A 20,905-nucleotide genomic window follows, 5' to 3' on the forward strand; every position below is an offset into this window, starting at 1 on the left:
ACGGGAGTATGGACGTAGAGGTCGGTTGCATTTCGCTTGCGTCACCCCGGTTATCGTCGGAGGATCATCGCCTCGGGACAGGAGGTGGGGGTTGTTCTGCGCGGTTCATGTTTGCGCTAACGCGTCAGACGGCGGACCGGCCCGGACCCTGCTGCCGCAACTGGCCCCGAACAGCTTCCACCGAACGCCTTCACCAAAGCGGCTCTCCAGGGACGACTGACCGTGACCGTCTCAGCCTCTCCCCCCATGAATGCGGGCCCCGGTCTGCGGGCGCCGGCGAACCGTCTGCTGCTGGGTGCCGGCTTCATGCTGCTGTCGGCACTGCTGTTCGGGATCGGCAACTCGGCCGTGCGATGGGCCTCCACCGTCATGGACCCGCTGGAGGTCGTGTTCTTCCGCAACCTGTTCAGCCTGCTGTGGATGCTGCCTTGGGCGCTGACGGCGGGGGCGCCGGCCTGCCGGTCGGTGCTGGCGGAACGGCGGCTGCGTCCCTACGTGACGCGGGCGGTGACCAGCCTGTGCGCGATGGCCGGCTGGTTTTATGCCATCGCCTATATCCCTTTGCCGACCGCGACATCGGTCAGTTTCGCCATTCCGCTGTTCGTCACAGTGGGTGCGGCGCTGATCCTGGGGGAGCGGGTGCGGCTGCGGCGCTGGGCGGCGGTGTGTGCCGGCTTCGCCGGGGTGCTGATCGTGCTGCGGCCGGGCGCCACTCCGGTCGATCTGGCTTTGCTGGCCCTGTTCGCGCATTGCCTTGCCGCCGCCGCCACCGTGCTGCAGATGCGGATGCTCAGCCGCAGGGACAGCGCGCCGGTCATCGTCACCTTCCTTGGCCTGCTGGTCACCCCGATGGCGCTGGTGCCGGCGCTGTTCGTCTGGACTTGGCCAAGCTGGAGCGTGCTGGGCGCGCTGGCGCTTCTGGGCGGGCTGCTGACCGCGGGCCAGCTGGCGATGACGAAGGCGCTGTCGCTGGCCGAATCCTCGGCGATGATGCCCTACGATTATGCCCGGCTGCCCTTCACCGCGCTGGTGGCGTGGCTTGCCTTCGGCCAGACCATGGATCTGTGGGGCTGGGTGGGCGCGCTGGTGATCGCCGGATCTGCGCTCTACACCATGCACCGCGACGCGGCAGACGGGCGCAAGGCGGCGCGCAAATCCACAGGGGCGGCGGCCGGTTAGCCGGTCCTTTCCGGATTACCAGCCGCCTCGGCGCGCAGCGTCTCCTTCGCGCGGGTCCAGTGCGCCGGGGTCAGGTTGGCACGCACCGTCTGGATGGCGGCGGCCAGCACCGCCGCATCGTCGGTGAAGCCGGCGATCAGCAGCCAGTCGGGCACGACATCCACAGGCAGCACGAAATAGGCCAAGGCGGCCAGCAGGATCCCCTTCGCCCGGTAGGGCGTCGCCGGATCGGTCGCGCAGAAATAGGCGGCCAGCAACTCTTCCAGGAAAGGAATGCGGTGCAGGTTGGCGCGCAGCTTCGGCCAGAAGCGGCGGCGGACCAGCCGCTCGTCCTGCTCGACCCGCTCGGGATCGGGAATCGTCAGCGCGGTGCTGGTGCCGGTGGGAACCGATGCTGTCATGGACGCTGAAACCCTCCGGGATCTGGTCCCTTTAGAGAAACCGCCGGCATCACGGCCAGCGTGGATCGTCATCCTATGCGCTCCGTCCATACGGTGTGGTATGGTGGGGCGGCCATCTGGTAAACAAAGCCATCCGGCAAACAACAAGTGCGATCACAGCCTGTTGGACACAAGGCCGGCGCCCCGTACGGACCGGCCGCAATTAAGGAGGAGATGCCATGAACATCCAGGGTCTGTCCGCCATCGTCACCGGCGGCGCCTCGGGCATGGGGGCGGCGACGGCGCGTCATCTGGCCGGGCTCGGCGCCAAGGTGACCGTGCTGGACGTCAACGAGGACGCGGTGCTGAAGACCGCGCACGAGATCGGCGGGCTGGGCCTGGTCTGCGACGTCACCGACGGCGCTTCCGCCGAGCGGGCGCTCGATCAGGCGCGCTCCGCCCATGGGCCGGCCCGCATCGCGGTGAATTGCGCCGGCATCGCCCCGGCGCAGCGCATCGTCGGCCGCGACGGCCCGATGCCGCTGGAGAATTTCCGCTCGGTGATCGAGGTGAACCTGATCGGCAGCTTCAACATCCTGCGGCTGGCCGCCGCCGACATGGCGAAGCTGGACCCGCTGGACAGCGGCGAGCGCGGGGTGATCGTCAACACCGCCTCCGTCGCCGCCTATGAGGGGCAGATCGGGCAGGCCGCCTATGCCGCGTCGAAGGGCGGCATCGTCGCCCTGACCATCTGCGCGGCGCGCGACCTTGCCCGCAACGGCATCCGCGTGATGACGGTGGCCCCCGGCCTGATCGGCACGCCGATGCTGCTGAACATGCCGCAGGAGGTGCAGGACAGCCTCGCCGCCACCGTCCCCTTCCCCAAGCGCTTCGGCAAGCCGGAGGAGTACGCCCGTCTCGTCCAGCACATCCTGGAGAACGAGATGCTGAACGGCGACGTCATCCGCCTGGACGGCGCCATCCGCATGGCGCCGCAGTAAGGATCGCGGGCGCAATCCAAGGAGCGGTCCCGCACCGGGGCCGTTCCTTCGCTTCTTGAAATCTCAGCCTTCCGTCATGGCGGCTTCGTCCGCCCGCTCCGCCTCGCCCAGCAGGTCGATCAGCAGGGTGGTGCAGTGCTGCAGCCGCTGGTCGGCGGTCGCGGTCGCCATGTCGCGGCCGGTCTGCTCCTGCCAATCCTGCAGCATCAGCGCCAGATGTTTCCGGACGTGGTCTTCCCGATCCAATCGCCGCGTCGCCATGTCGCCTCCCGTCTCCGCTCGAACCTGCCGTCAGTCCATTCGGTGCCCGCCTGATCCGGCGGGGCACCCTTTGTGTAGCCTCAAACTGGGTAGCCGTCGCCTCCGTCAACAGTCAGAGCCCAAGATGGTCACAGGCGGACCGGTATCGTCCGCGCAGGCTTCCGATGTGCAATCCGCCTATGAACTGTTGGAAAGCCGGGACCGCCAAGCCCATGTTAGCGCCATCATCGAGGAGGCAACCATGAGCACCACAAGCAACGGCGTCAGCAGGACGGGATTGCCGACCCGCCGCTTCGGCACCACCGACATGGAGATCACCCGCGTCGGCTTCGGGGCCTGGGCGATCGGCGGGCCGGATTGGGCCGCCGGCTGGGGGGCGCAGGACGACAGCCAGTCGGTCACGGCCATCCGCCATGCGGTGGAACGCGGCATCAACTGGATCGACACCGCCGCCGTCTACGGCCTCGGCCATTCCGAAGAGATCGTTCGCCAAGCCCTGGCCGAAATCCCGGAGGCCGAGCGCCCCTATGTCTTCACCAAATGCGGTCTGGTGTGGGACGAGGCCGACCGCAAGGCGATGCCGCGCCGGATCGGCAAACCCGACAGCATCCGCCGCGAACTGGAAGCGTCGCTGAAGCGGCTGGGCGTCGAGCGCATCGACCTCTACCAGATGCACTGGCCGGCCGAACATGAGGCGGTCGAGGAATATTGGCAGACCCTGCTGGACCTGAAGACGGAAGGCAAGGTCCGCGCCGTCGGCCTGTCCAACCACAACGCCGCCCAGTTGGAAGCGGCGGAGCGGCTGGGCCATGTCGACATGCTGCAGCCGCCCTTCTCGGCGATCCGGCGCGATGTCGCCGGATCCGAGTTGCCCTGGTGCCTGTCGCACCAGACCGGCGTCATCGTCTACAGCCCGATGCAAGCCGGCCTGCTGACCGGCCGCTTCACAGTGGAGCGGGCGAAGGCGCTGCCGGCCGACGATTGGCGGTCCAGCAACGCCAACTTCACCGGCGAGGCGCTGGAGCGCAATCTGGCGCTGGCGCAGTCCTTCGGCCCGATCGCCGAGCGGCACGGCACCACCATCGCCGCCGTCGCGGTGGCCTGGGTGCTGTCCTGGCCGGCGATCACCGGTGCCATTGTCGGCGCCCGCACGCCGGCCCAGGTTGATGGCTGGCTGGACGCCGCCACCCTGACCCTGACGCCGGAGGATCTCGACGAAATCGCCGACTCCATCGCCCGGACCGGAGCGGGCAGCGGCCCGTCCCATCCCAACCGCGTCTGATATCGACGGGTTCGACCATAAGAGGAAAGGCAACCGCTTCATGACCGATGCAACGGTGCGAGCCAAACTGCTGGGCCTGCCCGGCAGCCTGCGCAGCAACTCCAACTCGCTGGCCGTCCTGCGCGGGCTGCAGCACGCCCTGCCGGCCGGCCTCAGCATGGACATCCGCGACCTGCGCCTGCCGCTTTACGACCAGGACATCGACACCCCCGACGCCCCGGCGGAGGTCCAGGCCTTCCGTCAAGCCATCGCCGAGGCCGACGGCGTGGTCATCGTCACGCCGGAGTATAATTACGGTATGCCGGGCGTGCTGAAGAACGCGCTCGACTGGGCATCGCGTCCCTACGGCAAGTCGGCGCTGAACGGCAAGCCGGTGCTGGTCATCTCCAACTCCCCCGCCTTCACCGGCGGCGTGCGCGCGCATCAGCAGGTGAACGATACGTTGCTGGCGATCCCGGCCAAGCTGATCGGCGGCGCCCAGGTGGTCATCGGCACCGTCGGCGAGAAGATCAAGGACGGCAAGCTGGCCGACGAGGCGGTGTTGAAGTTCGCACTGGGCGCCATCGACAAGGTGGTTACGGCTGCGGGGAAGTAGAGCGAATCGATTGGCTGAAGGAGCAGTCGTGGCAGCATCAGTTCATCAAGAGGTTGTTGCTATTATCACTCAGTTGAGGCTTGGGTAAAAATAAATACCGCGTGACATTTTTGCATCGATGGCTTCAATGGGTTTGTACGGAGTGTGTCCTGGGATGCTCAAGGGCCGCGTGCCCTCTCCCCCCTTAAGGGGGGAGAGGGCACGCGGCCCTTGAGTGCATCAGTTCGCACTGTTCCGCCCTGTCCCCCTTAAGGGGGACAGGGCGGAACAGTGCGAACTAAAAGGTGTTGCTTTCTCAGGAAAGAAAGCTACATTGTTTTTTCAGGAGATGGAGGGCTGCGCTATGACAACGAACGCCAAAGCGACCAAGGCCACTGCTGCAGAGCAGGTCGTAACCAAGGCAGTTCTGCGAGCAGCTGAACAACTCTGCATTCCCAATGGTGCGCTCGCCAAAATTCTCGGTGTTTCTGAGCCGACTGTCTCGCGTATGAAGAACCATGGCTACCAACTCTCGGAACGCGGAAAAGAGTTCGAGCTTGCTATTCTTCTAATACGCCTTTATCGCTCACTGGACACGATCGTGGGCGGTGAAGCCGATGTGGCAAGCGCTTGGCTGAGGAACTTCAACACTGCGCTTGATGGAAAGCCGCTTGAGCAGATCCAGACCATCATTGGGCTCTTGAATGTCATCGGATATTTGGACAGTCGACGCGCTATTGTCTAGTAAGCGTCCTTTAGGTGGAAGTGTGTGGAGAGTGGTGGAGGCCCAAAATAAGGTCTCCACCCTTAAGCTTGTCGATAATTTAGATGAGCAGTATCTTCTGGAAGACTTGATTGAAGCGACGAAGCCTAAGCTTCCAAAGCAGTGTAGTGGGCTAAACTTCTTGCTTTCATCACCGTTCCGTTATGATGCGGAATATCCTAATGGCTCGCGTTTTCGTAGGGCAGGGAAAACTCTTGGTGTTTTCTATGCCTCTGAGGATGTAAAAACTGCGGTTGCGGAGCTGTGTTTTTACAGACTGCTATTTTTCTCTGAGTCTCCGCAAACTCAAATGCCAGCTAATCCTGGAGAATATACGGCTTTTTCTGTAGAATATAAAACTGACATCGGCTTGGATTTGATGGATGCGCCGCTTTCCGATCAAAGCTCTCTTTGGCTCCATCCTACTATATACGGTCCCTGCCAAGATTTGGCTGATGCAGCACGCCAAGTCGGAGTGCAGGCTATTCGCTACGAATCAATCCGCGACCCGGAACGCGGTGCTAACTTGGCTCTGTTAGATTGCGCTGTGTTCTGCAAGCCCGAGCCAACAAGTCTGCAGAGTTGGCAGCTATTCTTGCGTCGAGATAGTGTACAGGCGTTGCGTGAGTTCCCGCGCCTGACATTGAATTTCGAGAAATCCGGCTTCAACGACCCACGCCTGTAAGCCGCGGGGTCGGTCATATCAAGATCAGGTGGATGCGGGAGAGCCGCCGGCCCTCCCGCGACTCCGATGACTTACCCGATCTTCTGCTTGGCCATCGCGCCCAGACGCAGGCGGAGCGCGTTCAGCTTGATGAAGCCTTCGGCGTCCTTCTGGTTGTAGACGCTGTCCTGCTCGAAGGTCACATAGTCCATGCGGTACAGGGAGTTGGGCGACTTGCGGCCGACGACCGTGACGTTGCCCTTGAACAGCTTCAGGCGGACCGTGCCGTTGACCAGCGACTGGGTCTGGTCGATCAGCGCCTGGATGGCCAGACGCTCCGGGCTCCACCAGTAGCCGCAATAGATCAGCTCGGCGTAGCGCGGCATCAGCTCGTCCTTCAGGTGGCCGGCGCCGCGGTCGAGCGTGATGCTCTCCATGGCGCGGTGCGCCACCAGCAGGATGCTGCCGCCCGGGGTCTCGTAGACGCCGCGCGACTTCATGCCGACATAGCGGTTCTCGACCAGATCGAGGCGGCCGATGCCGTTCTCGCCGCCCAGGCGGTTCAGCTCGGTCAGCAGGGCCGCCGGGGACAGCGCCTTGCCGTCGATGGCGACCGCGTCACCGTTCTTGAACTCGACCTCGATGTAGGTCGGGGTGTCCGGCGCCTTTTCCGGGGCGACGGAGCGGGTGTACATGTCCTCGTCCGGCTCGACCCACGGATCCTCCAGCGCCTTGCCCTCATACGAGATGTGCAGGAGGTTGGCGTCGGTGGAGTAGGGGGCCTCGCCGCGCTTGTCCTTGGCGATCGGAATCTGGTTCTTCTCGGCGTAGTCCAGCAGCGTGGTGCGGCTGTTCAGGGTCCACTCGCGCCACGGCGCGATGACCGTGATGTCCGGCCGCAGGGCGTAGTAGCCCAGCTCGAAGCGGACCTGGTCGTTGCCCTTGCCGGTGGCGCCATGGGCGACGGCGTCGGCGCCGACCATGTTGGCGATCTCGATCTGGCGCTTGGCGATCAGCGGCCGGGCGATCGAGGTGCCGAGCAGGTAGGTGCCCTCGTAGAGCGTGTTGGCGCGGAACATCGGGAAGACGAAGTCGCGAACGAATTCCTCGCGCAGGTCGTCGATGAAGATGTTTTCCGGCTTGATGCCCAGAAGCTCGGCCTTCTTGCGGGCGGGCTCCAGCTCCTCGCCCTGGCCGAGGTCGGCGGTGAAGGTCACCACCTCGCAGGAATAGGTCTCCTGCAGCCACTTCAGGATGACCGAGGTGTCGAGGCCGCCCGAATAGGCGAGCACCACTTTCTTGATCTGTTTGCCGGACGCGCCGCTCATGGGACTGCTCTTGCAGTAGAGAAAGGTAAGGCCGCGACCGTAAGGCCTTTCCCGCCCACCTTCAAGCCCCGCGGGCGCCGTTTAGGCGCCGAACGGCTATGGGGAGCGCCTACTCGATCTTCTCGCCGGCGTAGGTGCCCCAGAAATCGGCACGCTTCATCCAGCCGCGATAGCCTTTCAACTCCACCTCGCACCAGTCGTCGCGGCATTTCTTCAGCGATCCGATGACGCCCGGCTCGGCCCGCGCCACCACCGCGCTGTCGCCGCGCGGCGCCTCGTGCACGGTGCGGGTCTGGCCGACGATCAGGACGCCGCGGCGGCCGGACAGCGCGCTCTGGTGCACCCATCCTTCCGCCCCCTCCCAGTCGCGGATGCGACGCCAGGTGTCGAATTCCTGGATGATCTCCACCGGCATGTCCTTGCGGCGGAAGACCCATTCGATGGGGTAGCTGCCGTTGGGGCCGGAGCGCAGGTTCACTTCGCCGACGCGCACGGTGACGAAGCGGGGGATCGGCAGGCCCGACGCGTGGGTGGGGTCCTTGCGATTTTCCGTGCCTTTCTCCGCGGCCCAGGCCGTGCCGCCATAGGCCGTGCTGCCGCAGGCCGCGCCCAGCCCCATCATCAGGGCCAGCATGGCGAGGACGGAGCGGCGGACGAGCATGGCGGCACCGGTGTTGACGGAAGGGAGCGGCGAAATCGGGCCGCACTATAGAGACCACCCGTTCGATAGGGCAAGCGCCGCCACCCCCAATCGGAGGATGTGGTCCAACCGCCGGATGTCCTGCCGCAGGACGGGCATTCGCGACGGACTTCTGGACAGTCCAACGGCCGCTTGGTATGGCAACCGGGGACCGGAACAGCCACGCAGGACCATGAGATGCGGGCGGGCCGGGGCAAGGGAGGACCAGCACCGATGACCGACAAGAAGAAGCCGCTCGTTGTCGTCACCCGCAAGCTGCCGGACGTCATCGAGACGCGGATGATGGAGCTGTTCGACACCCGGCTCAATCCGGACGACGTTCCGCTGACCCCCGCCCAGATGCAGGAGGCGATGGCCGTCGCCGAGGTTCTGGTGCCCACCGTCACCGACCGCATCGACCGCGCCCTGATCGAGTCCGCCGGATCTCAGCTGCGGCTGATCGCCTCCTTCGGCACCGGCGTCGACCACATCGACCTGAAGGCGGCGCGCGAGCGCGGCATCATCGTCACCAACACCCCCGGCGTTCTGACCGACGACACGGCCGACATGACCATGGCGCTGCTGCTGGCCACCGCGCGGCGCGTGGCGGAAGGCGAGCGGCTGGTCCGCTCCGGCCAGTGGACCGGCTGGGGCCCGACCACCATGCTGGGCCACCGCATCAGCGGCAAGCGGCTGGGCATCCTGGGCATGGGCCGCATCGGCTCGGCCCTGGCGCGCCGGGCGCGCGCCTTCGGCATGTCGATCCACTACCACAACCGCCGCCGCGTCCATCCCGAGCTGGAACAGGAGCTGGAGGCGACCTACTGGTCCAGCCTGGACCAGATGCTGGCGCGGATGGACATCGTGTCGATCAACTGCCCGCACACGCCGGCCACTTATCATCTGCTGTCGGAACGCCGGCTGAAGCTGCTGCGGCCGCACTGCTATATCGTCAACACCTCGCGCGGCGAGGTGATCGACGAGGTGGCGCTGACCCGCATGCTGTCGAAGGGCGAGATCGCCGGTGCCGGCCTGGACGTGTTCGAGCATGAGCCGGCCGTCAACCCAAAGCTTCTGCGGCTGGACAACGTCGTGCTGTTGCCGCACATGGGTTCCGCCACCATTGAGGGGCGCATCGACATGGGCGAGAAGGTGGTGATCAACATCAAGACCTTCATCGACGGCCACACCCCGCCCGACCGCGTGCTGGAAGCGCTTCTGTAAGGGGCGGGATGGGGCAGGCGGCGTATTATCGGCGGTCATTCCCGCGAAGGCGGGAATCCAGCTTGCCCTTTGGTTGCCCGACGACATGCCCCGACACAATGCCTGGATCCCCGCCTTCGCGGGGATGACGGCCTGATCGAAGACGTGCCTGCCGCCGTCGAACCGGCGAAGGCTCGGTCAGGACGCGGAGGTTTCCAGCGCCGACACGTCCTGCAGTTCCGCCTCCAGCCTGGTCTTGGCGGCGGCGGCGATTTCCTCGTCGGCCTGGATGCGGCTCATGTCCTCCGGCGTCACGGCGCCGGCGGCGATCACCAGTTCGGCGAAGTCCGACAGATAGACGCTACCCTTCACCGTGCGCTGGACCAGCACGTTGCGCTTGTCCTCCGCATCGCGCTTGCGCTTGACGAAACCCAGCACCGACAACCGGTCGAGCGCGCGGGTCACGGCGGGCTTGGAGATGTTCAGCAGGGACGCGAGGCCGCGCACGGTGTGCGGCGGATCGGTCAGATAGACCTGGAGCAGGATCGCCAGCTGTCGCGCCGACAGGTCCGGCCCGTCCCGGCGGACGCTGGCGACCAGCGCCGTGCGCCACAACCCCAGCGCCTTCAGGTTCCGTGCCATGCCTCCCTCCGGAAAGCCGCGCCTGGCTCCGCAACCGGAGCACGCGCCGCGAAGTGTCGCCTACCCGAACGATGCAGGCAAGAGATTCGCGTTCACCGGACAGGAGAAGCGGCGCGGTCGGCCGCGTGCATCGCTTCTACTTTCCTTCCCGCTTCAACAGCAGCGGCTTTGCCGTGCCGGTGACCAGCACATTCCCGCCGGTCAGTGGGACCATGGTCAGGCTGAAGCCGGCCGACACGGGCGCGAGGCTGACCGCCTGCTTCGCCGCATTGGGGGCGGGGGAGACACCCGCCGCCTTGACCTCCTTCGGGTCGAAGGGGGCGTCCTCGCCCTGGCCGGCAACGTCATAGCCGCCGCACTCGCTGCCGACGCAGATGCCGGTGGCGTCGATGCGGGCCTTGCCGGCGGGGCCGCCGAAGGGCGTGTCCTCCGCACTGCCAGTCCAGCTCCAGCTGCCGCGCAGCCAATCGGGAAGGCGGGTGTCCTTCTGGAGTTCCAGGTTGTCGGCGATCAGCCCCATGCTGCCGCCCAAGCCCTGTGCCGCCACCGCCTCGGCGATGCGGCGGGCCTCGGCGGTGCCGATGGAATAGCGGCCGGCGATCTGCGGCGTCCATGCCGCCACCGCGCCATCCACCGCGGCGCGGAGACGTTCGCCCCAACCCGGCGCGATCCAGCGCGGGTTGCTCCAGCCGGCGGCATCCTTGACCAGCGCCGCCAGTTCCGGTGCGTCGGCGAGGAACAGGCGCGGGTCGACCGCCGACTTCATGCGGTCGATCGCCATCTGGCGGTAGCTGGCGAAGCGGATGGTGCCGGTGCGGTTGGACGCGGCCTCCAGCATCGGGGCCAGCAGGTCGTCCACCGCCGTCCAGGCGGGGGAGGCGAGCAGGGCGTTGTCGTCCGGGCAGGCGGGATGGGCGCCGAAATTGTCGCGGTTGCTGCCATAGAGCGGCTCCATCGCCTTCCAGGCCGCCGCACCGCGCCGCTCCATCACCGAGCAGGGCCACGCCATCTCGACATCGTCGCTGACCACCCGCAAGGCGGTCAGGAAGCCCTCGTCGGTCGTCAGGTCGACTCCCGACGCGGTCTCGCGCGAATAAGGATCCTCGATGCCCTCGACGGCTTCGCGCAGCAGGGCGTCGGCCTTGGCGCGGTCGGGGGAGGGGCCGAAGCGCAGCGCATAGGCGGTCCACCCCTTGCCCAGCCCGCCGCGGATCTCGGCCAGCCGCTTCCCGGCGCCGGCCGGGTCGGCGGCGATCCCGTCGACGATGGCCGCCAGCGCGGTGACCGCCTTGGGCACCGACTCGGCCAACGCGGTCCTGCGGGCGTCGAGGACCGGACCGAGGCAGGTGGCGACGGACGAGCCCGCCGTGGCGCACTGATTGCGCTGGGCCAGCCACGCCTTCTGCTCCGCCCGCAGCCGTTCGCGGTCGGCGGTACCGGACAGGGCCTGCAGCGTCTTGTAGGCGTCGGCGATCTCACTGTCGGCATCGGCCAGCTTCGGATCGGCGCAGATCGCCTTTTCCACGGGCGTGGAGGCCGCCTTGCAGTCGAAGGACGGCTGTGCCCGGGCCGTACCGCCTGCGACCATGACCGAAAGGGCCAGTGCCGCGCCGGCGAGCGCCATCCGTCCATGCGGCGGCAGCGTCAAGCGGATCGACGGTCCCGTAAGGTCCAGCTGGCCCATCATGTCTCCCTGGGATTGTGGCCCGGGGAAGATACGGAATCCCCCGCCATTTGTCCCGTCCCAGGGCAGGAAGATCTCAGGGCAGGAAGGCAACCGAGACGGCGGCGAAATGGCAGCTGGCGGCGGCCAGCACCAGCAGGTGCCAGACCGCATTGTTGTAGGGCATCCGCTCCATCAGGTGGAAGACGACGCCGACGGTGTAGATCAGGCCGCCGGCAACCAGCAGCCACAGCGCGGGTGCCGACAGCACCGACCCCAGCGGCTCCAGCGCGGTGACGATCGCCCAGCCCAGCCCGAGATACAGCGCCAGCCCCAGCCGGTGGAAGCGTCCGGGAAAGCGCAGCTTCAGCGCCGCCCCGAAGGCGGCCCCGCCCCATACAGCGCCGCCCAGCACGACGCCCTGGCCCAGCCCCAGCGTGAAGGGGGTGTAGGTGCCGGCGATCATCACGAAGATCATGGCATGGTCGACCCGCCGCAGCAGGGCCTTGCCGAAGCCGGGCGGGGCGAGGTTGTAGGCGGCCGACGCGCTGAGCATGCCGACCAGCCCCAGCCCATAGATCGCCAGGGCAAGGGCCGTTCGGGTGGGCATCGTGCCGGAGAGGACCGCGGCATTCAGCAGCCAGACGAATCCGGCGATCCCGGCTGTGACGCCGACGGCATGGACGACCGCATCCGCCCGCCGCTCGCCGACGCTGTAGACGGGAAACTGGTGGGCATCCGGCATCGGCACATCACCTCGATCGACGCGTGGAGGGAAGGTGGCCGCCGGAAAGGGGCCCTGCGTCGAACATGGTGTGCCTGCCGCACCTGCGCCACCGTCCGATGGTGGGATGGGGGCGCGGTGTGTTTGGGCCATCCGCTTATGCGGGAAGAAGCGGCCGGCTTCCCGGCGTCGTTACTTGGCGCCGCTATTCAGCGTCCTTATTCGGCTGCGTAGGCGATGGTTTCCGGCGCGCGATGGCGCGGCATCGGCTCCGACAAACCGGCGGCCTTGCGGAAATAGCAGAGGGCGTAAACGCGGACGCAGCCGGTGAGATTGTCACAGTCCTGGCGTTCGGCATCGATCTTCGACACCAGCTCGCTCATCGTCATGTGCTCGCGGGTGCAGATTTCCTCCAGCGACTCCCACTCCACCGGCATCAGCTTCATGCTGGTCCGCTTGCCGTTCACCCTGATGTTGCGCATCTGCATGTGGGAGCCCTCCGTTGCTGGTGCATAAACAGGTATGCGAAACCGCTGCGACCTTGCTGTGAAGTTTTTCACAGGCGAGAGAACGACGATGGGGCTGGACACGTTACAGGAGCAGCGGACAGCCGGACGGATGCCAGCCCGCTCCACCGGATCGGAGGTTGCGATGACCCGACATAATGCCTTGCATTCCATAATAGAAGAGGCCGCCGCCGCACGTTCGGCGCTGTGCGAGAACGAGTTGGTCATCCGCCTGGACAACATCCTGGCCATCGCACGCGCGGCGCTGGAGGAGGAAGAAGGGGACGAAATGCCGCAGCCCGCCCAAACTGTCCGCCGGACTCTCGGCCCATAAAAAAACCGCCGCTAACCCATTGGATTAGCGGCGAGTTGAACAGGGAGGCTTCACGTCTGGGAGACGCTGGGTCCGAGGACCCAACCCCGGAGGGGAGACCTCCGGGACGAAACATCGGGTGCTGCGTCGCAGCATCCAACGGTCAAAATTTGACCATTCCGCTGCCAACTTTCCAGGCACAAATGAATAAATCTACCATGCAAGCCACGCATGGCTAGAAAAGACCCTTAGAAGGCTAATAAAAATGCCGAAATCGACCGGACTGCTCCCGAATGATGGTGCAGCGCGGTCAATTTCGGCAACTCTCTTGCAAACTGTCGGAAAATGCGCCGGATCAGAACGGAGTTTCTGCCACTTTTTTGACCAGGAAGTCGCGGAAGACCGCGATGCGCTTGGAATGGCGCAATTCTTCGGCATAAACGAAGTAAGCATCGACTTTCGGGCCGTCGACGTCCGGCAGGACGCGGGTCACGTCCTTGGAGAAGCTGTCGACCAGGAAGTCGGGAAGCGCGCCGATGCCCAGCCCGCTCTCCACCGCGCGGTAGATGGCGTAGACGCTGTTGACCTGCAGGATCGGCTTCCGGTTGGGCGAGGGGTCGCCCACCTCCATAATCCAGTTGACGTTGGGGATTGGCGCCCGCACGTCCGGCGGATAGGTGATCAGGTCGTGGCTGTCCAACTCGGCCGGCGTCTTGGGCGTACCCTTCTTCTTCAAGTAGCTCTGGCTGGCATAAAGATGGAAGCGGATCGACATCAGGTGCCGCTGGATCAGGTCCGGCTGGCGCGGCGTGTTCATGCGGATGGCGATGTCCGCCTCCCGCATCGCCAGGTCCAGCTCGTCGTCGTCGATCAGCAGAGTCAGCTGGATGTCGGGGTAGATCGACATGAACTCGTTGATGCGCGGCGTCAGCCAGGTCGATCCGAAGGCGACGGTCGTCGTCACCCGCAGCGGCCCCTTGGGATGCTCCCGGCTTTCGGTCAGCATCGCCTCGGTCATCGACAGCTTGGCGAAGACGTCGCGGGCGGTGCGGTGAAGCAACTCGCCCTGTTCGGTCAGGATCAGCCCGCGGGCGTGGCGGTGAAACAGCGGAACGCCCAGGCTTTCCTCAAGCGCGCTGATCTGGCGGCTGACCGCCGACTGGCTGAGGTTCAACGTCTCGCCGGCATGCGTGAAGCTGCCGGCTTCGGCCACCGCGTGGAAAACCCGCAGCTTGTCCCAATCCATCATGCTGTCCCGCCCCGGTGCGCAGCCGCCCGGAGCCTCCCATTATCTTGAGGACGGCGCATGGCCGCCATGCATGTTTATAGCGGGAACGCGCCCGGAACGCACGCGCTACCAACCCTGACTCGCACGAAAATTAATCATGATCGCCGGAATTATTCTCATCCGAAGTCTCAGCGATCCGGCTATATCCGCAGAATGGATAGGGCTGTTGCCGATGCTCGGAAACGGCCGGCCGGCGGTTCGACCCAGTTTTGCTAATCCGCCGCATCGGTCAATGCGGCAGCCTTGACCGATGCGCTGCGCGGGTTGCCGTCTCTTTCGGCCGACTTGCCGCCGCCGATGTGCCCGCTGATCTCGTCGCCGGCATCGGCGGGCAGGCGCCAGAAGGGCAGGCTGGAGGCGCAGGCCATCAGCCCCACCGTCAGGAAGGCCGGGACGAAGGAGGCCGGGGTCAGGACGCCGCCGCTCCACTGCACGGTCAGGTGCAGCGCCGTGGCGCCGACGGCGACTCCCAGGCTCAGCGACAGCTGCTGCATCACGCTGGCCAGCGTGTTGGCCCGGCTGGTCATCGCCTGCGGCACCTCGGCATAGCTCAGCGTGTTCATGCCGGTGAATTGCAGCGACCGGAAGAAGCCGCCCAGCAGCAGCGCGCCCAGGATCACCAGATGCGGCGTGTCGGGCCGGAAGGCGCCGTAGCCGGCCAGGATGACACCGCTGACCAGCGCATTCAGCCCCAGCACCAGACGGAAGCCGAAGCGGCGCAGGATCGGGCCGGCCAGCGCCTTCATCGTCAGCGCCCCCGCCGCCCCGGCGAAGGTCAGGGCTCCCGACTCGAAGGCGGTCAGGCCGAAGCCGATCTGCAGCATCACCGGCATCAGGAAGGGCACCGCGCCGATGCCGATGCGGAACAGCGTGCCGCCCAGAACCGAGGCGCGGTAGGTCGGCAGCCGGAACAGCGACGGGTCCAGCACCGGCCGCACCACCCGCCGGGCATGGCGCAGATAGGCCAGCGTCGCCAGCAGCGCCGCCCCCAGCAGCCCCGCCACGGCATAGGCCGGCAGCAGGTCGCGCCCGACATTCTCGAAGCCGAACATGAAGGCGGCGAGTGCTATGGAACTCCACAGGAAACCGCGGGCGTCGAAGGGGTCGCGCTGCTCCTCCTTCAGGTTGGGGATCAGCGCCAGAACGAGCGCGATGCCGACCAGCCCGATCGGCACGTTGATGAAGAAGATCCAACGCCAGGAGGCATAGGTGGTGATGGCGCCGCCCACCAGAGGGCCCAGCGCCGGGCCGATCAGCGCCGGCAGGGTCATCCGCGCCATGGCCGTCACCAGCTGGTCCTTGGGCACCGTGCGCAGCAGGATCAGCCGGCCGACCGGCACCATCATCGCGCCGCCGATGCCCTGGACGATGCGGGCGGCGACCAGCTCGGCCAGACCGTTCGACAGTCCGCAGGCGACGGAGCCCAGCGTGAAGACGCCGATGGCGCTGGCGAAGACGGTGCGCGCGCCGTAGCGGTCGGCCGCCCAGCCGCTGACCGGCAGGAACACCGCCAGCGCCAGCATGTAGGAGGTCATCGCCAGACTGAGCCGCAGGGGATCCTCGCCCATCGACCGCGCGATCTCCGGCAGCGCGGTGGCGATCACCGTCGCGTCGAGATTCTCCATGAACAGGGCGCAGGCGATGATCAGCGGGGTGACACGCGACATGACGGACCGTCAGGCAGGGAGCGGAACCCTAGGAATGTGAGCCGTTCCGCCGCCATGACCATCGCGCGTGCGAAAGCCCTGCCATGCGTAAGCGCGGTCGGAGATAGACCGTCTTTTGGGAAGTGCGGGATCGGCGGGCAAGATCGACACGGATGTCACGGATTTCGACACGGATGTCACGGATGCGGCGTTGCCCGGGTCCATGCCTGCCGGGAACGGCCGGAACGTCGCCATGTTCAAGAAAAATCCGTGTAATCCGTGTCTAAATCCGTGACATCCGTGTGAATCTTGTGAACCGCAACTGCACTTTCCCCAAAATCAGCGCCCCGTGAACACCGGCTTCCGCTTCTCCAGGAAGGCGCGGTAGCCCTCGCGGAAGTCTTGCGTGCCGAAGCAGCGGTAGCATTCGGCGATCTCCGCTTCGGTCAGCGGAACCGGGTCTGACAGGCGGCGGACATAGCGCTTGTGCAGGGTGGCGGCCAGCGGTGCGCCGGCGGCGATGCGCTGGACGGTCGCGGCGATCTCCGCCTCGAATCCCTCGTCGGGAACGACTCGGTGGACGAGCTTCTTGTCCTTGGCCTCCGCCGCCCCGAAGACGCGGCCTTCCAGCAGGATTTCCAGCGCCGCCGGGCCGCCGGCCACGTCGGCGACCAGCTTCAGCTCCGTCGGTCCCATGGAAATGCCGAGCCGGCTGACGGGCACGCCGAAGCGGCTGCTCTCCGAACAGACCCTGAGGTCGCAGGCCAGCGCCACCGCCAGCCCGATGCCGCAGCAGGGGCCGTCGATTGCGGCCAGCACCGGGTGGCGAAGGCCGCGCAGTCCGTCCAGCCCCTCGTCCATCAGGTCGCCGTAGGCGGCGCCCTGTTCGGGGCTGTTGCGCTCGCTCTCGAACTCGGAGATGTCGGCGCCGGGGGAGAAGGTGCGGGCGCCGGTGGAACCGGGTCCGCCGCGCATCACCACGACGCGGGTTCCCTCGTCGGTCTCCAGCGCGCCCAGGTGGCCGATCAGGGCGTGCCACATCGGTTTGTCGAAGGCGTTCAGCTTGTCCGGGTTGGACAGGGTCAGGGTCGCGACCGCTCCATCGCGGGTCAGGGTGATGGTGCCGGCCATGCCGCAATCTCCATCCGTTGCCGTATGGCCGCACACCATAGCGCCCTGCCGAAGGGACGCAAGACGCCCGGTGCCGCAGCGCGGCAAAGACGGATAGAACCTCCACGAAAAAAGTGAGGGGAGGGTGAATTTTCCTCTTGCGGCGGAGGCCGCGTTTCCGTAGAAAGCGGCTCCCGGACGACGGGAGCGCGGGCGTAGCTCAGGGGTAGAGCACAACCTTGCCAAGGTTGGGGTCGAGGGTTCGAATCCCTTCGCCCGCTCCAGTTCTCCGGTAAAGCGAAGACCAAAGGGCCGGGCGGCAACGCACCGGCCCTTCGCTTTTTCCGTCTTGGCCATTCCGGCCCGGCTTTTTCGGTCTCCATGGCCTGGAATCACCGGGCATCCCGTATCGACACCGGCCGTCCGGCGCGCTAGATCCTTATCCATGACCGACACTTCCCTCGCCGCCCGCGGCGTTGCGCTCGACCTGCTGCGCGACGTGCTGCGCAAGTCCGTTCCCTTCGACGACGCGTTCGACGCGCATCCCGAACTGGCGGCGCTGCAGCCGCGCGACCGCGGCTTCGTCCGCCTGCTGGTCGCCACCGTCCTGCGCCGCCTGGGCCAGATCGACGAGCTGATCCAGTCGAGCCTCGCCAAGCCGGGCCTGCCCAAAGCCGCCATCCACGACATGCTGCGGCTGGGAACGGCGCAGCTGGTGTTCCTGAACACCCCCGCCCATGCCGCAGTCGATACCGCGGTGGAACTGGCGGCGGCGCGCAACGCCGCTCCCTACAAGGGGCTGATCAACGCCGTGCTGCGCCGAATCGGACGCGAAGGGGTGGAGATGGCGGCGCGGCAGGATGCCGGGCGGCTGAACACGCCGGACTGGCTGTGGCTGTCCTGGCGCTCCGCCTACGGCACCGCCCGCACCCGCGGCATCGTCGAGGCGCACCTGCACGAGGCGCCGCTGGACATCACGGTGAAGTCCGACCCGGAGGGCTGGGCCGAGCGGCTGGGCGCCACCCTGCTGCCGACCGGATCGCTGCGCCGCCCGCCCGGCGGATCGGTGATCGAGCTTCCGGGCTTCGAGGACGGGGAGTGGTGGATCCAGGACCTCGCCGCCTCGCTGCCGGCCAAGCTGTTCGGCGATCTTCGGGGCAAGCGGGTGTTCGACCTGTGCGCCGCTCCCGGCGGCAAGACGGCGCAGCTGGTGGTGCAGGGTGCGCAGGTCACCGCCATCGACCGCTCGGCCCGCCGGCTGGAGCGGGTCACCGAAAATCTGAAGCGCCTCAAGCTGCAGGCCGAGGTGCTGGCCGCCGACGCCGCGACCTGGGAGCCGGAGGAGCCGGCCGACGCCGTGCTGCTCGACGCGCCCTGTTCGGCGACCGGGGCGATCCGGCGCCATCCCGACATCCTGCGCGTCAAGACGCCCGACGACATCGCCAAGCTGGCCCGTGCCCAGTCGCGGCTGCTCGCCCGCTCGGTCGAGCTGGTCAAGCCTGGTGGCACGCTGATCTACTGCACCTGCTCCCTCCAGCCGGAGGAAGGGGAGGCGCAGATCGCCCGCCTGCTGGACCAGGACAAGCGGGTGGAGCGCTGGCCGGTCACCGCCGGGGAGCTCGGCGGGCTGTCGGAGCCGATCAACGAGGCCGGCGAGATCCGCAGCCTTCCGGGGATGCTGGCCGATCTCGGCGGGATTGACGGCTTCTTCGTCGCACGACTGCGGCGACGCCCGGACTGAGGCCGCATCCGTTCCGCAGCGAGGGATAATTCCCAGGCCCGTCTTGCGGTGCGGGCGGCGAATTGATACGACACGACCTATGCTTTCGTCCGTGTTCTCCCGCACCGCATCATCACCCTCCGCCGGCCGCCGACGCCGCTCGCGGTCCTGAAGGAGTCGGCGCTGATGGGCGACGGGAACGGACGGTTTCGCAGCGGCATGGCGCGCCTTGCCTATGGGAATCCCCTCTACGCCCTGATGCTGGGCGGCAAGGCGCCGGGGGCGCTGGCGGTGGTCCCGCCCGATCCCTGGCCGGGCGACACCGGAAACGGCAATGCCATGCTGGCCGGCCGGATGGGGTTCGCCGGGCAGGCCGTCATGGTCGATCCCAACGGCGCGCCCAACTGGCGGCCCCAGGGCGTCAGCCCCGGCTGGCTGCGCGCCGCCCACGGCTTCGAATGGCTGCGCGATCTGCGCGCGGTCGGCGGCGACACGGCGCGGCGCCGGGCGCGGGTGCTGGTGTGGTCGTGGCTGGACCAGAATGGCGGCTGGCACGCGCAGAGCTGGGCGCCCGACGTGCTGGGCACGCGGCTGGCCAGCTGGATCGGCCTGCATGACTTCTACTGCGCCTCGGCCGACGACGAATTCCGCGCCCGGGTGTTCGAGAGCATGGCGCGCCAGCTTCGCCATCTGCTTCGGGTGGTGCCGGCCAAGCTGGACGGCGAACGGCTGATCGGCGCGATCAAGGGGCTGCTCTATGGCGGCTATTGCCTGCCCGATCAGGACAAGGCGGCACGGGAGGCCCTGCGCCTGCTCGACAAGGAACTGCCGCGCCAGATCCTGCCCGACGGCGGCCATGTGGAGCGCAACCCGTCGATCCAGATGCGGGTGTTGCGCGACCTGATCGACATGCGCGCCGTTCTGCGCGTCGCGAAGGAGGAGGTACCGGAAAGCCTCCAGCACGCCATCGACCGCATGACGCCGGCGCTGCGCTTCTTCCGCCACGTCGATGGCGGGCTCGCCCTGTTCAACGGCGGGCGGGAGGAGGACCCGGCGCTGATCGACACGGTGCTGGCCCAGGCCGACGCCCGCGGCCGTCCGCTGAAGAGCGCGCCGCACACCGGGTTCGAGCGGCTGCTCGCCGGGCGCACCCTGGTGCTGCTCGACACCGGCGCGCCGCCGCCGGTGGGGCTGGACCGCAGCGCCCACGCCGGCACCCTGTCGATGGAGGTCTCCGTCAACAAGGAGCGGCTGATCGTCAATTGCGGCAGCCATCCCTCGCAACGCGGTCCCTGGCGCGCGGCGCTGGCCGGCACCTCCGCCCATTCGACCATGGTGGTGGCCGACACCAACTCGTCGGAAGTTCTGGAGAAGGGTGGGCTGGGCCGCCGGCCGACGAATGTCAATTGCGAGCGGCAGGAATCCGACGGCGCCATGCTGGTGGTCGCCAGCCACAACGGCTACAGCAAGGGCTTCGGCCTGTTGCACCGCCGCCGCGTCTATCTTGCCGACAATGGCGAGGATCTGCGGGGCGAAGACACGCTGGAGCCGGTGATCGGCGCCACGCCGCAGCCGCAGCCCTACGCCATCCGCTTCCACCTGCATCCGAATGTCGAGGTGGTGCCGGTCCAGGGACAGGGCGACGGGCGGGACGACCAGGTGCTTCTGCGCCTGCCCAGCGGCAATGCCTGGCGCATGCGGGTGACCGGCGCCGTGCTGGAGGTGGCGGAGAGCGTCTATCTCGGCAGCGGGGACGAGCCCCGCCGCACCCGGCAGATCATGATGCAGGGACAATGCGGCCCCGAAGGGCTGACGGTGAAATGGGCCTTGCGCCGCGAGCGCAAGGCGGCGTAAATCGCGCCCATCCGCAGTGGCCGGGCCTATACCCTTCGGGAGAGGGCGTGGAAACACGGATGAACACGGGATTCGGAGCACGGACGACCACGGGACTCTTCACGCCGTGCTTATCCATGTCCGTC

21 protein-coding genes and 1 tRNA gene are annotated in these 20,905 nt (G+C 66.9%); 11 read left to right on the forward strand and 11 right to left on the reverse strand.

From position 1 onward, the window contains the following. Positions 1-222: 222 nt before the first annotated feature. Positions 223-1,179, forward strand: coding sequence for a DMT family transporter (locus FZ983_RS12905; protein WP_247883732.1), 957 nt, complete (start codon positions 223-225; stop codon positions 1,177-1,179). Here FZ983_RS12905 and FZ983_RS12910 read toward each other — a convergent pair. Next, complete coding sequence (locus FZ983_RS12910; protein ID WP_149223934.1) at positions 1,176-1,580, reverse strand: YkvA family protein; 405 nt, start codon at positions 1,578-1,580, stop codon at positions 1,176-1,178. The two genes, FZ983_RS12905 and FZ983_RS12910, sit on opposite strands and share 4 nt — an antisense overlap. Positions 1,581-1,798: 218 nt before the next feature. Here FZ983_RS12910 and FZ983_RS12915 point away from each other — a divergent pair, with 218 nt between their 5' ends. Further along, complete coding sequence (locus tag FZ983_RS12915; protein ID WP_149223935.1) at positions 1,799-2,560, forward strand: SDR family NAD(P)-dependent oxidoreductase; 762 nt, start codon at positions 1,799-1,801, stop codon at positions 2,558-2,560. 63 nt (positions 2,561-2,623) lie between these two features. On the opposite strand, the gene FZ983_RS12920 is transcribed toward FZ983_RS12915, so the two are convergent. Continuing rightward, positions 2,624-2,821: a hypothetical protein gene (locus tag FZ983_RS12920; protein WP_149223936.1), complete on the reverse strand. Its 198-nt coding sequence runs from the start codon at positions 2,819-2,821 to the stop codon at positions 2,624-2,626. A gap of 241 nt (positions 2,822-3,062) precedes the next feature. Here FZ983_RS12920 and FZ983_RS12925 point away from each other — a divergent pair, with 241 nt between their 5' ends. From FZ983_RS12925 to FZ983_RS12940, 4 genes are all read left to right on the forward strand, one after another. Continuing rightward, the gene (locus FZ983_RS12925) at positions 3,063-4,103 is read left to right on the forward strand and encodes an aldo/keto reductase (RefSeq protein ID WP_188092306.1); all 1,041 of its coding nucleotides are present in this window, start codon (positions 3,063-3,065) and stop codon (positions 4,101-4,103) included. A 40-nt stretch (positions 4,104-4,143) separates the two neighbouring features. Further along, positions 4,144-4,698, forward strand: coding sequence for an NAD(P)H-dependent oxidoreductase (locus tag FZ983_RS12930; protein WP_149223938.1), 555 nt, complete (start codon positions 4,144-4,146; stop codon positions 4,696-4,698). A gap of 343 nt (positions 4,699-5,041) precedes the next feature. Then, positions 5,042-5,422 (forward strand): antitoxin Xre/MbcA/ParS toxin-binding domain-containing protein, encoded by a 381-nt coding sequence (locus tag FZ983_RS12935; RefSeq protein WP_149223939.1) that lies wholly within the window; start codon positions 5,042-5,044, stop codon positions 5,420-5,422. 31 nt (positions 5,423-5,453) lie between these two features. After that, a complete protein-coding gene (locus FZ983_RS12940) occupies positions 5,454-6,125 on the forward strand; it encodes an RES family NAD+ phosphorylase (RefSeq protein ID WP_247883733.1) in 672 nt (223 codons plus the stop codon). Between the two features lie 71 nt (positions 6,126-6,196). Here FZ983_RS12940 and FZ983_RS12945 read toward each other — a convergent pair whose 3' ends face one another. Together FZ983_RS12945 and FZ983_RS12950 are read right to left on the reverse strand one after the other, a co-directional pair. Then, a complete protein-coding gene (locus tag FZ983_RS12945) occupies positions 6,197-7,432 on the reverse strand; it encodes an argininosuccinate synthase (protein ID WP_109075188.1) in 1,236 nt (411 codons plus the stop codon). A 109-nt stretch (positions 7,433-7,541) separates the two neighbouring features. Further along, entirely contained in the window at positions 7,542-8,093 is a 552-nt protein-coding gene (locus FZ983_RS12950) for an SH3 domain-containing protein (protein ID WP_247883734.1), read from the reverse strand. A 252-nt stretch (positions 8,094-8,345) separates the two neighbouring features. Here FZ983_RS12950 and FZ983_RS12955 point away from each other — a divergent pair, with 252 nt between their 5' ends. Then, complete coding sequence (locus FZ983_RS12955; RefSeq protein WP_149223941.1) at positions 8,346-9,335, forward strand: D-glycerate dehydrogenase; 990 nt, start codon at positions 8,346-8,348, stop codon at positions 9,333-9,335. 177 nt (positions 9,336-9,512) lie between these two features. Here the strand turns inward: FZ983_RS12955 and FZ983_RS12960 are convergent, their stop codons facing one another. The 4 genes from FZ983_RS12960 to FZ983_RS12975 form a co-directional block, all read right to left on the reverse strand. Then, positions 9,513-9,956 (reverse strand): MarR family transcriptional regulator, encoded by a 444-nt coding sequence (locus FZ983_RS12960; protein ID WP_149223942.1) that lies wholly within the window; start codon positions 9,954-9,956, stop codon positions 9,513-9,515. 136 nt (positions 9,957-10,092) lie between these two features. Beyond that, positions 10,093-11,640, reverse strand: a complete 1,548-nt coding sequence (locus FZ983_RS12965; protein WP_149224051.1) for a lysozyme inhibitor LprI family protein — start codon at positions 11,638-11,640, stop codon at positions 10,093-10,095. Positions 11,641-11,716: 76 nt separating this feature from the next. Further along, a complete protein-coding gene (locus FZ983_RS12970; RefSeq protein WP_247883735.1) occupies positions 11,717-12,364 on the reverse strand; it encodes a hemolysin III family protein in 648 nt (215 codons plus the stop codon). Between the two features lie 197 nt (positions 12,365-12,561). Continuing rightward, positions 12,562-12,831, reverse strand: coding sequence for a ribbon-helix-helix domain-containing protein (locus FZ983_RS12975; protein WP_149223944.1), 270 nt, complete (start codon positions 12,829-12,831; stop codon positions 12,562-12,564). A gap of 163 nt (positions 12,832-12,994) precedes the next feature. Between FZ983_RS12975 and FZ983_RS12980 the strand changes: the two genes are divergently transcribed. Continuing rightward, positions 12,995-13,183, forward strand: coding sequence for a hypothetical protein (locus tag FZ983_RS12980; RefSeq protein WP_149223945.1), 189 nt, complete (start codon positions 12,995-12,997; stop codon positions 13,181-13,183). A gap of 334 nt (positions 13,184-13,517) precedes the next feature. On the opposite strand, the gene FZ983_RS12985 is transcribed toward FZ983_RS12980, so the two are convergent. From FZ983_RS12985 to FZ983_RS12995, 3 genes are all read right to left on the reverse strand, one after another. Then, complete coding sequence (locus tag FZ983_RS12985; protein WP_188092317.1) at positions 13,518-14,408, reverse strand: LysR family transcriptional regulator; 891 nt, start codon at positions 14,406-14,408, stop codon at positions 13,518-13,520. Positions 14,409-14,662: 254 nt separating this feature from the next. Beyond that, positions 14,663-16,117, reverse strand: coding sequence for a DHA2 family efflux MFS transporter permease subunit (locus FZ983_RS12990; protein ID WP_149223947.1), 1,455 nt, complete (start codon positions 16,115-16,117; stop codon positions 14,663-14,665). A 318-nt stretch (positions 16,118-16,435) separates the two neighbouring features. Next, positions 16,436-17,227 carry an enoyl-CoA hydratase-related protein gene (locus FZ983_RS12995; protein ID WP_149223948.1) on the reverse strand — a complete coding sequence of 264 codons (792 nt, stop codon included), beginning with the start codon at positions 17,225-17,227 and terminating at the stop codon, positions 16,436-16,438. A gap of 188 nt (positions 17,228-17,415) precedes the next feature. Between FZ983_RS12995 and FZ983_RS13000 the strand changes: the two genes are divergently transcribed. From FZ983_RS13000 to FZ983_RS13010, 3 genes are all read left to right on the forward strand, one after another. Continuing rightward, positions 17,416-17,490 (forward strand) — tRNA-Gly (locus FZ983_RS13000). A 161-nt stretch (positions 17,491-17,651) separates the two neighbouring features. Then, on the forward strand, positions 17,652-18,947 hold the full coding sequence (rsmB, locus tag FZ983_RS13005) for a 16S rRNA (cytosine(967)-C(5))-methyltransferase RsmB (RefSeq protein WP_149223949.1): 1,296 nt from the start codon (positions 17,652-17,654) through the stop codon (positions 18,945-18,947). A gap of 165 nt (positions 18,948-19,112) precedes the next feature. Beyond that, positions 19,113-20,780, forward strand: a complete 1,668-nt coding sequence (locus FZ983_RS13010; RefSeq protein ID WP_149223950.1) for a heparinase II/III family protein — start codon at positions 19,113-19,115, stop codon at positions 20,778-20,780. Positions 20,781-20,905: the final 125 nt, after the last annotated feature.

The organism is Azospirillum sp. B21, assembly GCF_008364825.1.
Taxonomy (GTDB): Bacteria; Pseudomonadota; Alphaproteobacteria; order Azospirillales; family Azospirillaceae; genus Azospirillum.